Origin of the sequence: Bradyrhizobium roseum (assembly GCF_030413175.1) — a bacterium.
GTDB classification, from domain to species: Bacteria; Pseudomonadota; Alphaproteobacteria; order Rhizobiales; family Xanthobacteraceae; genus Bradyrhizobium; species Bradyrhizobium roseum.
The window spans coordinates 4,716,840-4,729,466 of the sequence record NZ_CP129212.1; the positions used below are offsets into that span (position 1 = coordinate 4,716,840).

Genomic DNA, 12,627 nt, shown 5'->3' on the forward strand with positions numbered 1-12,627 from the left:
GGGACAGTTAGTTGTCGGTCCAAGAGCGATGGACGTCAACCTTCACTTCCTCGCGTGCCTGAAGTTCGCAATTTTATGTCAAGGCGGCCTAGACCAACTCGAATTAAAAGTTCGTCAAACGACCGAATACCCGCCCTAGCCACTCCGCCCGGCTCGGGGACACCCCCTCGTACATCCACTCCCCAGAAACGAACCCAACGGCCTCCCATTGCCTCTTGACCAGCTCGGCATGTGTCACCCCATGTCGGGACTCGAAACCGTCGTGGTCGGGGTCGTACTCAAGGTGCGCACGTTTCGAGAGGCCGGCGGCGAAGAAGTGGTGGGCCTTCATGCCTGTCCCCGTCCCCCACCCGGCTACACCACGCGGATGCGATCTCTCGACGGCGCATTCGTTTGGTAGATTGGGCAAGGAAGCCAGTCGCTTTGTAGCCATGCGCCAAGCTGATCGAAGTAACGGTTCTCGGCGGCCGACGGCTTTCTCACGGGATGGCTACGCAAGCCTCATGTGAAGCAAAGCAACATCAACAATCAAATGTTTCTCATAATCATCAAGCGGCTCACCATTCCTAAATTTCTTAGCAGTCTTCTCATCAAAAGCAGCACTCACAGCAAGCTCAAGAACATTCCCCGCAAGACGCTCATTATTCTTCAAACGACGAGAGACGTGACCACACAACGTTGCAAACCTCTTACGGGCTGCATTCTCCTCAGGCGTTCGTTGCGGAAGCCGACGCAATTCCATCTGAAGAACATTTTTGTATTCCTTGTCCATGACCGACCTCCGTGTTGGATGCCAATGATATAGGCGGGATTGGCCGATCCGCAAATTTGTTGGCCTTAACTGTGCGGAGCAGGAAGCCGAGATTTCCACAGGGATATTCATAACCCCTGCCCTCCGTTATCTGTGAGGGCGGCGCGGACGTCCTTGATAGCCTGGCTGTCGTGGAAGTTGGTCGCTCGCTCGATGAGGACTTTGTTGCCGCTCTCGAAATAGAGCAGGACACCGCGCAGGGCTTTGTCCATCGCCGCGCATCGGGCTTCTAGCTCTTTCTCCCGACCGCTTCGCCAATCCACTCCTTTGCAGCAGCACTCATGCTTACCCCACGCGCCGCACTTACATCCTTCTCCGCTCACGCATCTATCTTCTCGTTGGTTTCTATCGACAGCAGCGAACATATCGCGGCTGGAACTGCACCTGCGGCCATCACTTGCCATTCAAAAGATGGCTGACCCATGTAAATTGCGAAGAGCTCAGCCATAGCAACCGCCACGAACACGGTCGCGATGAGGCGGAGATAGAGAGGCTTACCGGAGAGCGCACTGTCTACTCCTGCTGTAACCCAAGCTGGAATGACGCCAATGAAGTAGGTCGTTCCCACCAGCATGGCCAACAACTTGCCTCCAGGCAGTCCTTCGCGCAGCAAGCCTGTAGTGGTTACGTAAACGCCCAGCACAAGCAGCGGGAAGAGTATCGTGAAAATCAATAATCGCTTCATGCTGTCACCTTAGTCATTTCGTCCATCTTCTCCCGTGCCAGACGGGCGGCTTCAGCCTCTGGTTTACCTTCCTTGATGTAGGCCATGTAGACTCCGTTCAGCTTGGCTTCTGACTTTCCTGCGCGTCTTGCTCAGGTGTGATCTCTCGAATTTTGAACTCGCCCGGTTTCGAAGGGGCCTGCTTCTGAAACTGGCCCTCTCGCCGGCACCAGTTGCGCCACGTACCAACCGAACATGTCGGTGTCGTTCTCGTCCTCATCCATCACCGGGTTGCCGGGGATAGGCAGACCACTTCGCTTTCACGGGATGTGGATAGTCTTCACGCCATAGAAAAACAGTTGTGCCGTCATGAGGGGCTGTTTCGATCGAGCGCCATAGCGCTAGCGTGGCTTAATCAATAGCTTGTTGAATAACCCGCTCGTTGTGGGCATGAATTGCATCGCGTGTCTTTTGGTCAAAACTGCCGTCATGGCGAAGTAAGCACGACCATTCGAAGGCAGTGCGTGGTTTCGAGTTCACGTCTCCAGTCATTCATTGTTTGCGCCAGTCGATAGTTCGCGGGAGCCGCACCGACTGGAATGCGTCCCCTTGAATGAATCATCGATGATAATCATGTACACCGCAAGCAAGTGATTACTTCGGCGGCAGGGAAATGAAGCTCACCGAAATCCAGGACTACGCCATCCAAGCCCGCATAGCGCTCATCGTGGGCGCAGAGACTTTCGACCGCCTCTTCGCCGACATCCACTTCGAGAATACCGAGAGCCCGCTGCTCTACGTCTTCGCCAAGGACGAGGAATCCGCGGTTGAGATAGAGGACAACTATGCCCTCCATATCTCGATCGTTGCGTCCGGGATTTCGAAGCAGGAGATCGAGATCGTTCTTGTCCTGCCGAAGGTTCTGCAGTGAAGACGACCTTGATCGGTTTACTGCTCGCAGTGATAGTCGGTGCAGTAATCTACCACTACCATAATGAGCAACCGAGCCGTCCAGCCCCGACGAAATGGGCGGACATACTTGCCCAGGTCAAACTCGTCAGTTTTGAGCCAAAATTTGATTACGGCAAAGCGCAAGTCCTTGCCGATTTTTCTATACGGAACGACACGCTCATCACTTTCACTACTGTAGTTCTTCGTTGCCATTACAAGGATTCTCTTGGGGCCACTGCATACGAGAATTCGCTAAACATGAATTCGCCTATCCCGCCCGGCACCACAAAAGTGTTCACGCAGATATGGATGACGAAAATCAAAGACGATATGCGTACTGTCACCTGTTCACTAGTTAATGGTCACTAGTGTTTTGCAGTCAAACGCAAAGGCGCGAGATTACCTCACACCTCAAATCTCACTCTTTCTTACCATCGCAACGCGTCAGTATTTCCAATTTCCATATGTCAATGCACGCTGTGCAACGTAATGGGGCCGATTAGTGAGGTTGAGAATGAGGGCGACCGCTGCCGATGTGAACTCTCCTCGCGTACTGACCGTCACGGCGCCGTACGGCTTTGCCCGCAATGAGAGATTTCGGCAAAGGTTTTTCACCCGGCTTACTTCGAAGGACATTTTGACTTTATGAGCGAACTCGTTGCGAACCCTCCTGATGAGATCGCACTCTTTAAACTCCAATTCGGAAATTAACCCCATCGCGTGGCAGGCAGCATTGCGAGCCGACAGCGTACCAAGCGGGGCATTGAAGCCTGTAATAAGATTCAACCCACTATCGTTTGGGATCAAAAAGGCGATCAAGGTGCTTTCGAGAAGGCCATCAATATAGGCGGCTGCAGCAAGCGCAGCACCTCGCTCTGTCTCCTTATTGAAATCACCCAAAAATTCCTCAAAGTCTTTGAGATGTGGGTGCGTCTCAGCAAGTGTTTGGCGAACCTGTTCGACGTGCGCTATGCGTCGATCGCGCTCTTCATCAGTCATTGCGTAAGCCTATGGAACCGATTCTGTTTTACAACCACCGATTGATCGCGGCTTGTTAAGGAAATACTCCCGATTTCCCGTCGCGGCTTCCGCATACTGGTCGATCGCCACGATCGATCGCCTGGACGTGCTGGTAACAAGACCCTTCGGGCAGCTGATGCCGGACATTGCCCAAGGGCGTGCAGGAACGGTGCAGGAACGGGAAAGGTCGGGCGCGTCGGAAAGATAGCGCCTCACCATGTCCGGCCTCCCAAAATCTTACGGGGCTTCGGCAGGTCCTTGCGCTCGTCGCGCTACTCACAAAGGTTGTCGATCTTGGCTAGCATCCGGCCAAGCAGAAGCTCGGCAGATGCTGTGGGAGATATTAGCCCGCTGAAGTAGAAGGATCTCTTTCCTCTGGCGCCCGACCTGGACGCGCATGTGTTCGATTTCCCGTCGGATGTAGTCGAGGTCCGGCATAGGCTCGCCGAATTCACGAAAGCCCGATTTAGAACAAACAGGGAGCGACAAGTCGAGTCCGACGTTGGTCAAAAAGGAGATCCAAGTGGCTGACAACCCCCAGAAAGACCCTACAATTTAGGGTTCAGGGACGATCGTCAAGATACTTGCCGAGCAGGCTCGCCGGCGGATCGATACGGAGAGCCTCACCAAAGCCGACGTATCAACTCATGGGTGAACTCAAGCCAAACGAGCTAGGGAAACGATGGCAATCTTCGGGAATTACCTAGCATGAAAAGGCACCTTCGGAAGCAAGCAGACCGCGCCGATAGCATCGCCGACCAGACGGTGGATGATGAGGTCAAGAAGACCCTGAGGGGCCCCGCGAGGGAGTACAGGGCCCAGGCGAAAACCGAAAAGTGCGAGCCAAAGCCGGACTGGCCGCTTCCTATGGAAATATCTTGATGCCCCACCGAGGCTTATATTGGCTGAGCCTTACAACCGTTCTTAGAACGCGAATGAGATAGGTGCCGCCCACCAGTAACGGTCGCAATTTAGATGGTCTCGAAAAGTCAAATTGCAGTTAATGGCCGCGAGTGGGCCGCGCGCGATATGGCCTGGCTCTGCGAGAGCTAACGCATCTTGCCTATCTCCGAAACTTCTCTGCAAACGCGTCAAAAGTCGCGAACACCGGTTCTATCGAATAGCCAGCGATAAAGGACAAGGCCGAAACCGAGAAGCCCTCTGGTGAACCTTTCGTCCACAGCAACGTTACTATAATTCCGACGATCGATCCGAGCACAACTCGCAAGAGATGTCGCAGTCCAGACGTACTGGCAAACGTGAAATCACGAACCTGCTCGGAAATCATCCGCACTACGTAAGTGCACGCTCCAAGCATTCCCAGAAATGCTGGCAAGATACAGACATTCAGCATTTGAAGTCGCGTGGATGCCTGATCACGGCGAGTCTCGACTGCACGCCGTGTTTCGAAGTAATTAAAAAAGTTCTGCAGGTTCTCGCTTAATTCCTTCATTTTGGATTGATCCGTCAGTCTGCCAATCCAGTAACAGGTCCGCGGATCCGCGCCCTCCGCATTGCAGTCCTGATACGGCGTGACGCCAAGAATTCGAAAAACAGTGGCATTCGCCTTAGCGTAGAGGTTATCCGATGCCGAAAACAATCTGATCACTTTTTCATTTACCTCGTTTCCCCAAACTCGAGCTGTTGGCGTCAGCTTTGAATCCGTTAGCACCGTATCGTCTGTAATCTCACTCGGCTTATTTTTTAAGAGCGTTCGGAGATCGCTCACCGCTGTGTCACCTTGCAAGATGAAAGAATTGATCTCTTTGACGAGTGTGGCTCCCTCGGATGCGACAAATAGCGAAAATGCGGTCACAATCAGAAAAACAAAAAGCGCCACGGTAAATCTACGTGCGCATCTAAGCGGCCAGGATGACAAATAGCTCGGCCCGAAGCCATGGAATGAGTCGTGTTGCGTGAGTTGAGCACCCTTATAGGTATCGACCGTTACTGGCTTTAGATGCGAGCAAAGCAAATCATAGGCAGTCCAGAAATCTGTCGCTGTTTCAACCGTCCATTTGTTATTTGCCCGAGCGTCGATCGCGCTTTCTATTTTCCTGATGACGTCAGCTGGAAGGCCGGCCTTATTCTCGGTGGCGAACCGAACAAGGCAGCCGCTCAGATCGAGCGCCCGGAGCGCTTCCTGAGTTGGGTTAGACATTATGCAATCTCCTAACAATATATCTTGGGTGTTTAGCGATCAGCGCAACTTCGCCCGTTCGGCGGCGTGAAATCAGGTAGCGATCCCAGACGCAGGACCCGCACGACCTGAAACGACGATCTTCTCGATGAGGTGCGGCTTGAGCGGTGTTTTCGGTATCCACCGGGGCTCGTCAGGAAACCCGCGCTTGTAAGCGGGATTCTCGTTCCAGTCGTCGCGATGAGGAACGTCTTCCAGACCGATAGCGAACAAGGCCACCTCGTCATCCTGAATTCTTAGGCGGACGAAATTGTTGAACCGACCGATCCTTAATGCACTGAATGCGTCATTGCGGTTCATCTTCAACCAGCGGCAAGTAAAAAGCATATTCAGGCCAAAGATGGTGCTGCCGGCGAAGAACCCTACCGCGCCCATCTCGAGGAAGAGCGCGCCAAGCCAAGCCCAGACACTGTACCACTCGGTCTGGAAGTCGATATTCAGCTTGTTCCACGTGTCGAAAAAGCGTGCAGCAGAAATCGACGTCAGTACATGAGCCCCCACATGGAGGACGCTCGTGCCGATAACAATCAGGGCTTTCTGAAATTGAGACCATAGTGCTTCAATCGCGAGCCCATCGAATGCGTCGGGATTCTTGAGGCTCTTACGCCAGCTTCGATAAATCTCGAGTATGGAAACATTCTCCTGCGTCGTGGTGTACCCAACGATACCCCACCCCATTAGGAGAGAAATTATTATGTAGGCGTCTGGAGAATTACGAAGCCCCACAAAGACCCCGACCAGAAAATAGATGAAGGCCATCAAGATCGAGAAATCCCAGTTCGTGATAGCAAACCACAGATTGCGCCACAGTAAGCCCCTGCTAATCTGCATCGAAGGATAGACCGCCGGCTCTGCCTTCGGGAGATTCCCTTTGCGAGCCAATTTTAAGGCCTTCTTGCCGCGCCAGCGGACGCTGATTTCGGCGTCAAGCTGGTGAGTTGGATGAAGGAAGGCGCCGGCGCCACCTGAAGTCACAAATTGCGTGCCATCACTGGATTCATAGCGGCTATAATGGTGCGTATCGCCAGAAAGCAGGAGAGGAATATTAAAGTTCTTCTTCGAGCGCCGGGCAATGCCGATAGCATAGTCGACGATCTCCCAGGATTTCGTGTTTGTGTCTGTGTAAAGCCAGCCCGGCTCCGCGGAGCACAAGATGATCCTGGACCCCGGCGCCATTTCAGCTGACTCAGCAACCATAGTGAAATAGTCCGATTGGGGCTGGTCCATATCTTCGGCAAGCTGAATATCCACCGCCCATAGCCACCAGGTTTTGGTCAACTGGATCGCGAAATAGCTGCGCCGCTGCTGCGAACGCCAATTGCCGAAATGCGTACGTTGCTCGCGCGAAAAATAAGCGAGAAACTGAACCAATCCATCATACCAGTCATGATTGCCGGGGATCGCGAACAACGGAACACCACGATCATCATTCTGGTCATGGTCAGGAAACGCCCACGAGTAGGGTTGCCAAAGTTGATTGCGATAGGTTTGAGCGTTCGCAAGCGGATAGACTTCATCTCCGCCCATAATCAGAAGTTGACCGCGAGGAAGGGTTTCCGTTTCAAACTTCCATTCTTTCTTTGCCAGGACACTGGCTACCGCAAAGGTGCTGTCGAAACCGTCGCCAAGATCAGCTACGAAATCGAACCAGACTGGGCCATCACCATTCCGGCTAAGATCGGGCAGCAGTGCCGTGGCGCGCTCCATGTGCTTCTTCGGATCGACAGTATCGAGCGCCGCGACGATCAATCGCCTGTCCGCGTACTGCCCAAACATAGCGGAGGTGACGACGTTATTGAGCAGCTTGTAGAGAAGGATCGGATTAAACCAGTGCACCATCCGCGGATAGGTTTTGTAGTCCTTAAGGAAATTGGCGGCCATTTTGGGAGCCTCCCGTTATGCCTTCAAGAGAAACTGCAAGAACAATGTCGCAGGAAAGTAATCGGCAATATCGCAAAGTCTGAGGGTTGTTTTTGAAAAAGGCAATACCTGTGGTTGCCGCACAGCGCGGCGGCTAATGGGTGGCCTTCCGGATGCCATGCTGTTCGCGGAACCGGCCTGCTCTTGCAGCGCAATTGCCGGCTAAGCTGAGTGCCAAATGTGTGGTTCGAGAAGCGCTAGATTGCCAAGAACCTGTTTTTCAACGACTTTCCTCCGGACAGGTGCGCGAAGCCGCCACGGCCGTGGTGAAATACCGTTGTGGCGCCGCATTGCAGACGGAGCGAACCAGACCAGCGAGCGATTTCTATTATTCCCCAGTCAACCTCTCCACCTTCCAAGTAGCCTACAACCATATTCCGACACATGAGTTTCTTGCCCCCCATCGCGTCACGCCACTGAGCCTGGCTTCCTCTGAACGGGCATAGTCAGCGCGTGCCATCGGCAGCCAACATAGGTGCAGCCAACGGCGTTGCTATCGGGTATGGCTGTCTCAGAAACGCGCCTCGCCACCGAGGCCACCTTTTGCCGCTCCAGAATAATCCTCCGACCAGGGAAGACAGCGTCAGCCAAATGCCCTCAGTGGGTCCACAGCGGCCCGCGGAGAGCGGCTCCTCGATGCAGTGATGGCCGATCAATACTCGCCGATACTGTTAACACTTCCTCAGGTGGGATTTCCGAGAAGTTGATGCCGGTCAGATTACCATATCCACGGCGCGGCCTGGTGAAGCTCGCCTCGATGAACTTCAACCACCCGCTCTTCAAGTCGGCCTGCAGCGCCCAGTATGCCGCCTCGGGCAGGTAAGCGGAGAATGATCCTCCATCCTTGTCGAATCGCATGTTGAGTAAAAAGGGTCTTTCCGGAACGGTCTGCCCCTTGCCGAAGCGCGGCCAGCGCTTTTCCTCAGGATCATCGACGCGACCATATTGGCGCGAGCACATGAGCGAGCATGTGACTTCCTTACCGACATGTTTGGGTATGTTTGGCGTCATCGTAACGATGGCGCAAAGCACATCGGTGATGGCTTCATCCGAGACGCCATTGCCGTGATTTCCCACATAGTAACTCACCGTGACCGATTTTACTGTTGCAAGCAGCCTATGATCGGGTTCCGGCAGCGGTTTGCGCTTTCGTTCCTTTTTCGCCACGCCATCACTCCCGCCAATTCATGGGTCGCACTGACTCCCAACGACAGCATACAGGTCCGCGATCGACGCGGATGACATGGGAGAGACCCGGACGTGGTTATCGCATGGCAAGCCAAATGCGGGGCTCCAGGCCTCAGATGTGATCCATTAGCCTGAGCAGAACGATACCGATCCATTGTGATGTCGGTTATCGGTGGTGGTAGACAAGGACGTCGCACGACGCATGCCACCACCGCCGCTTTTGGCCCTTAGCGGACCTGAACCGATGTCCTCCGAAAGGACCGCTTTTGACCCTGGCTGTGTGAAAACGCCATTGCGCTGCTATGATTCCCTCGATGATTCTCGGGAGAGAATTGATGAGGCGCTTCATTGAAGAGGCGGATCGTGGGCAATCGACGCTGCTGCCCGAATGCCTCGATGATTTCATTGACGAAGGCAACCCGGTTCGGGTGATCGACGTGTTTGTCGATGCGCTAGATTTGGCGGAAATGGGCTTCGATGGGGTGGACCCGGCGGCGACCGGACGGCCGTCGTACCATCCCTCGGTTCTCCTGAAGCTTTACATCTACGGCTACCTTAACCGGGTGCAGTCGAGCCGGCGGCTGGAGCGAGAGGCCGGTCGCAATGTCGAAGTCATGTGGCTGCTGGGCCGGCTCGTGCCTGATCACAAGACGATCGCAGACTTCCGCAAGGACAGCGGCCTGGCACTCCGCAAGGTCTGCGCGCGCTTCGTTGAGCTTTGCCGTGAGATGGGCCTTCTCGCGACGGCGAGCGTTGCCATCGATGGCAGCAAGTTCAAGGCCGTGAACAACCGGGACAGGAACTTCACGCGAGCAAAGGTGGAGCGGCGACGTGCCCAACTGGAGGAGAGCGTTGCCCGCTATCTGAGCCAGCTTGACACGGCCGACCGGCAGGAGCCGACCGAAGCGCTGGCCGGGAAGGTGACGAGACTCAAGGAGAAGCTGGCGAAGGTGAAGGAGCAAATGGGCAAGCTTGCTGTCTACGAGAAGCAGATGCTGGCTTCGCCCGACCAGCAGATATCTCTGACCGACCCCGACAGTCGCTCGATGGCAACCAGCGGCCGCGGCTCGGGCGTCGTCGGCTACAACGTGCAGGTCGCTGTGGATACCGATCATCACCTGATCATTACCCATGAGGTGACGAACAGCGGCTCGGATCGGGCGCAACTCGCCAATATGGCCAGGCAAGCAAAGGCTGTATTGCAGACCGAGACCCTCGAGGCCGTTGCCGACCGCGGCTACTTCAACAGCCCGGAGATCCTCGCCTGCCACGAGGCCGGCATCACGATAACCCTGCCCAAGCCGATGACTTCGGGCGCCAAGTCGGACGGACGCTTCGGCAAGCAGGACTTCGTCTATTTGCCGGAGGACGATGCCTATCGTTGTCCGGCCGGGGAGCGTTTGCCTTATCGCTATACAAACGAAGAAGCCGACAAGATGCTGAGGCGCTACTGGACCAACGCCTGCAAGAATTGTTCGATCAAATCCCAGTGCACGCCCGGGTCCGAGCGACGGATCACACGATGGGAACACGAGCATCTGCTCGACGCCGTGCAGCAGCGGCTCGATGCGAACCCGCTCGCCATGCGACTACGTCGCGAGACCGTCGAGCATCCGTTCGGCACCATGAAAGCGCGCATGGGTGCGACGCACTTCCTGACCAAAACGCTTCCTAAAGTAGCCGCCGAGATGGCCCTCTCGGTCCTGGCCTACAATCTGACCCGGGTTATGAACATCGTTGGGACCAAGCCGTTGATGGCCGCGATCGCGACCTGAGGCCGACCGGTCCGACCTTCTCTCCGGCTTCTCTGGAATGGGGTTTTTACACGGCCAAGACCCAAAGCAGACACCTCGCGATGCGCCGGGCTGGAGTTAGACTCGCTACCGGCAACGGACGTGGTCATCAGAACTGTTGCAAACCGGACAAGGGTCAGACTCTGCCGGGGCTCCGCAATGGCTACAAGAATATGTGGTGAGACGCCTTGAAGGAGAACTTGTCATCCATTGCATAAAAGATGGGGTGACGGGTTCAACAAAAGAGCCACGCTGTATGTCATCGCGAGCTTGCGCTATTATCTTCTGCAGTTTTCTTCCGAGGCCCAAACCGACGGCTACCATGTTTGGTGATTGAGGGGCCTGAGCTAGGACGACTACGGACCGACGGAACTCATAAGCAAGTCTTAATGCTTCAGTCCCGAGATCAACGTAATAGGTGTCGAGCAGCAAACTTATCGCGGACGTCGATAAGAGCGCGCGAGGGCCGGGTGGGCTCTTATCCTGCAAGAGCGCATCGAGCTCAAAAATATTGCCATTGATCTCTGTCAATAGTGCGTTTAGCCGCTTTACGTTCTGCTTGTTCTCGGTCGCGACCACGCTGTGATTTTTGATCGTCAAATAGTCAGCGACTGGATTATCGTTTCGGTCCGGATCCTCTTCAATACGAGCCAGTATCCGCTTCAAGTCCTCTCTAAACTGCGTAATCTTAGCGGGCATAAGTCCGTATACGACATGCCAGTATCCCTTCAGATCAGAGGGTACATGCTCAGTGCTTTGCGAAACCATAATTGTGCGCCGGCTCAACGAATGCCGCACCCCAAGCTCGTAAAAGACATTAGCGTTTCTATCGGTCACGTCTGCCAAAACGACCGTCACGGTGCTTAGTTTGTCGACGATGCTGGCAATTAAGCTGCCCGTCTCTGGGGAGGCTCTCTCACACGTCCATCCAAGGTCAACAAGGCTGGGTCGAAAAACGTGGTCGTATATCTCCGTCCAATCCTTGCAGCTAGGAGTTGGAGAGAAGGGCATAATCACGAAGGCATCTTTCTTCATAGCCTAACCCCAATAGGAACGCGCTTGCTGTTAGCTTCCTTATTTTTATCTGAGATATTCCCAAAATAATGTTGCTGCGAATTTGCCACGGAACTGAATCGAATTCCACTCAGGAATACAAGCTTCGTTCCAGTGGATGTCGCCTGATGGCCCTTTCGGACCTGACGGGCCCGGGTGGCGACGTCTGGTCTGAAGGGTAAAGCCAACTCCGCCTCTCGTCAGCAATAAGCCAAGAGCCCTAAGGAGCGTTCTCCCTCAGAACCGGATGCGAGAATCACAGCGGAAGCCGCCGCTCAGCCCTAACGTCGCCGATGCCGCCCCTTCTAATTCCACAGTGACCGTCTATGACGAAACCATCTCGTGACGTATCTGCGCCTCCTCGACGCGGATGCGGAAGGGGCTGACTGGTGCGAAGTCGCGCGAACGGTGTTGCATCTTGACCCGCTGCAAGAACCGGCACGCGCCAAGCGAGCGTTCTAGAGCCATTTAGCACGAGCCCGGTGGATGATGAAGCACGGCTACCGGCTTCTGCTACGTGGATCTGGCGCTAGCAACTCTAGCGAGGAACGCGAGGCGTAACGCCTGAGCATAATCATCTCTGGCATGGCTCTTGAATGTTAGGAAGACACCGGTTGGTGCGGGCGCGGCCTTAGTTCGCCTAGTCAATCTCTCTACCAGCCAAGTATTCTACAGCCGTCTTCTGACAAACCTTGCTCTTGGAGCACGCCCATCGCGCCGCCTCGTTGAGCCGCGCTTCCTCTGAGCCTGCATGGTCATCTACGTGCCATTGATAGCCCACATAGGCAGCCAGCAGCATCGCGATCGGGTATCGCCAGCTCAGAAAGGCATCTCGCCACCGAGGCCACCTTCCGCCGATCCAGAAGAATCCTCCCACGAGCGAGAAGACAAGCACCAGCCAAACGACCACCCGCGCGGGGCGTGACAGCAACCCGATCAATGCCTCGTTGGCCAGTTCGGCGATCATCAAAGCCGCCCCCCAAACCACCGCAGCCCGTACGACCAAATCTCCCCACTCCCCCAGTGC

Annotated in this window: 12 protein-coding genes and 1 pseudogene; 4 read left to right on the plus strand and 9 right to left on the minus strand. The window is 54.9% G+C overall.

Annotated features, from left to right (window positions below; all coding sequences use genetic code 11):
• Positions 1-490: 490 nt before the first annotated feature.
• The 3 genes from QUH67_RS22555 to QUH67_RS22565 all read right to left on the minus strand — a co-directional run bounded on the left by QUH67_RS22555 (position 491) and on the right by QUH67_RS22565 (position 1,496).
• Positions 491-772: a hypothetical protein gene (locus QUH67_RS22555; RefSeq protein WP_300941343.1), complete on the minus strand. Its 282-nt coding sequence runs from the start codon at positions 770-772 to the stop codon at positions 491-493.
• A 107-nt stretch (positions 773-879) separates the two neighbouring features.
• Complete coding sequence (locus QUH67_RS22560; protein WP_300941344.1) at positions 880-1,023, minus strand: hypothetical protein; 144 nt, start codon at positions 1,021-1,023, stop codon at positions 880-882.
• Positions 1,024-1,130: 107 nt separating this feature from the next.
• Positions 1,131-1,496, minus strand: a complete 366-nt coding sequence (locus QUH67_RS22565; protein ID WP_300941346.1) for a hypothetical protein — start codon at positions 1,494-1,496, stop codon at positions 1,131-1,133.
• A 652-nt stretch (positions 1,497-2,148) separates the two neighbouring features.
• On the opposite strand from QUH67_RS22565, the gene QUH67_RS22570 reads away from it, so the two are divergent.
• Positions 2,149-2,406 (plus strand): hypothetical protein, encoded by a 258-nt coding sequence (locus QUH67_RS22570; RefSeq protein WP_300941347.1) that lies wholly within the window; start codon positions 2,149-2,151, stop codon positions 2,404-2,406.
• Positions 2,403-2,795, plus strand: coding sequence for a hypothetical protein (locus QUH67_RS22575; protein ID WP_300941349.1), 393 nt, complete (start codon positions 2,403-2,405; stop codon positions 2,793-2,795). Before QUH67_RS22570 ends, QUH67_RS22575 begins: the two co-directional genes overlap by 4 nt.
• 75 nt (positions 2,796-2,870) lie before the next feature.
• Here the strand turns inward: QUH67_RS22575 and QUH67_RS22580 are convergent, their stop codons facing one another.
• The 4 genes from QUH67_RS22580 to QUH67_RS22595 form a co-directional block, all read right to left on the minus strand.
• Positions 2,871-3,425 carry a transcriptional regulator gene (locus QUH67_RS22580; RefSeq protein ID WP_300941350.1) on the minus strand — a complete coding sequence of 185 codons (555 nt, stop codon included), beginning with the start codon at positions 3,423-3,425 and terminating at the stop codon, positions 2,871-2,873.
• Between the two features lie 1,084 nt (positions 3,426-4,509).
• Positions 4,510-5,607 carry a hypothetical protein gene (locus QUH67_RS22585; protein ID WP_300941351.1) on the minus strand — a complete coding sequence of 366 codons (1,098 nt, stop codon included), beginning with the start codon at positions 5,605-5,607 and terminating at the stop codon, positions 4,510-4,512.
• 72 nt (positions 5,608-5,679) lie between these two features.
• Complete coding sequence (locus QUH67_RS22590; RefSeq protein ID WP_300941352.1) at positions 5,680-7,527, minus strand: metallophosphoesterase; 1,848 nt, start codon at positions 7,525-7,527, stop codon at positions 5,680-5,682.
• Between the two features lie 636 nt (positions 7,528-8,163).
• Positions 8,164-8,733, minus strand: a complete 570-nt coding sequence (locus tag QUH67_RS22595) for a hypothetical protein (protein WP_300941353.1) — start codon at positions 8,731-8,733, stop codon at positions 8,164-8,166.
• 356 nt (positions 8,734-9,089) lie between these two features.
• Here QUH67_RS22595 and QUH67_RS22600 point away from each other — a divergent pair, with 356 nt between their 5' ends.
• A complete protein-coding gene (locus QUH67_RS22600) occupies positions 9,090-10,529 on the plus strand; it encodes an IS1182 family transposase (RefSeq protein ID WP_300941354.1) in 1,440 nt (479 codons plus the stop codon).
• A gap of 105 nt (positions 10,530-10,634) precedes the next feature.
• Here the strand turns inward: QUH67_RS22600 and QUH67_RS22605 are convergent, their stop codons facing one another.
• Positions 10,635-11,582, minus strand: a complete 948-nt coding sequence (locus tag QUH67_RS22605; RefSeq protein WP_300941356.1) for a hypothetical protein — start codon at positions 11,580-11,582, stop codon at positions 10,635-10,637.
• 265 nt (positions 11,583-11,847) lie between these two features.
• Here QUH67_RS22605 and QUH67_RS22610 point away from each other — a divergent pair.
• Positions 11,848-12,161: pseudogene (locus QUH67_RS22610) on the plus strand (DNA -binding domain-containing protein).
• A 79-nt stretch (positions 12,162-12,240) separates the two neighbouring features.
• Here QUH67_RS22610 and QUH67_RS22615 read toward each other — a convergent pair.
• Complete coding sequence (locus QUH67_RS22615; RefSeq protein WP_300941357.1) at positions 12,241-12,567, minus strand: hypothetical protein; 327 nt, start codon at positions 12,565-12,567, stop codon at positions 12,241-12,243.
• Positions 12,568-12,627 lie beyond the last annotated feature (60 nt).

Coding starts and splice junctions, on each gene's coding strand:
- QUH67_RS22565 (WP_300941346.1), bottom strand. CDS start 1,496: ATGAAGCGATTATTGATTTTCACGATACTCTTCCCGCTGCTTGTGCTG.
- QUH67_RS22615 (WP_300941357.1), bottom strand. CDS start 12,567: ATGATCGCCGAACTGGCCAACGAGGCATTGATCGGGTTGCTGTCACGC.
- QUH67_RS22555 (WP_300941343.1), bottom strand. CDS start 772: ATGGACAAGGAATACAAAAATGTTCTTCAGATGGAATTGCGTCGGCTT.
- QUH67_RS22600 (WP_300941354.1), top strand. CDS start 9,090: ATGAGGCGCTTCATTGAAGAGGCGGATCGTGGGCAATCGACGCTGCTG.
- QUH67_RS22580 (WP_300941350.1), bottom strand. CDS start 3,425: ATGACTGATGAAGAGCGCGATCGACGCATAGCGCACGTCGAACAGGTT.
- QUH67_RS22560 (WP_300941344.1), bottom strand. CDS start 1,023: ATGGACAAAGCCCTGCGCGGTGTCCTGCTCTATTTCGAGAGCGGCAAC.
- QUH67_RS22590 (WP_300941352.1), bottom strand. CDS start 7,527: ATGGCCGCCAATTTCCTTAAGGACTACAAAACCTATCCGCGGATGGTG.
- QUH67_RS22570 (WP_300941347.1), top strand. CDS start 2,149: ATGAAGCTCACCGAAATCCAGGACTACGCCATCCAAGCCCGCATAGCG.
- QUH67_RS22605 (WP_300941356.1), bottom strand. CDS start 11,582: ATGAAGAAAGATGCCTTCGTGATTATGCCCTTCTCTCCAACTCCTAGC.
- QUH67_RS22585 (WP_300941351.1), bottom strand. CDS start 5,607: ATGTCTAACCCAACTCAGGAAGCGCTCCGGGCGCTCGATCTGAGCGGC.